The sequence below is a fragment of the Citrobacter sp. TBCS-14 genome (assembly GCF_005280805.1).
In the GTDB taxonomy this organism is placed as follows: domain Bacteria; phylum Pseudomonadota; class Gammaproteobacteria; order Enterobacterales; family Enterobacteriaceae; genus Citrobacter; species Citrobacter gillenii.
Map to the genome: position 1 here is coordinate 635 of NZ_SZWM01000667.1, position 274 is coordinate 908.

The window sequence follows — 274 nt, forward strand, 5'->3', positions numbered from 1 at the left end:
AATCCTCAGGAGAAGACACCAGGGCGCTACGCGTTGCAAGGCGATACTATTTTTATGAATGTCATGCAGTTTGCGACGCAGAGCCCAGAGCAAAAGAAAGCGGAACTGCATCAGCAGTACATTGATATTCAGGTGCTGTTGTCCGGCGAAGAACGCATTCTGTTCGGGATGACCGATTCTGCTCGCCAGTGCGATGAGATGCATGTTGAGGATGACTATCAGCTGTGCAGCGAGATTGCCGATGAGCAGGCGATCGTACTGAAGCCGGGAAGAT

At 51.5% G+C, this 274-nt stretch carries 1 protein-coding gene; it reads left to right on the top strand.

From position 1 onward, the window contains the following. A partial coding sequence (locus tag FDX22_RS20595) for a YhcH/YjgK/YiaL family protein (protein ID WP_146717697.1) occupies positions 1 to 274 on the top strand: 274 nt, incomplete at both ends.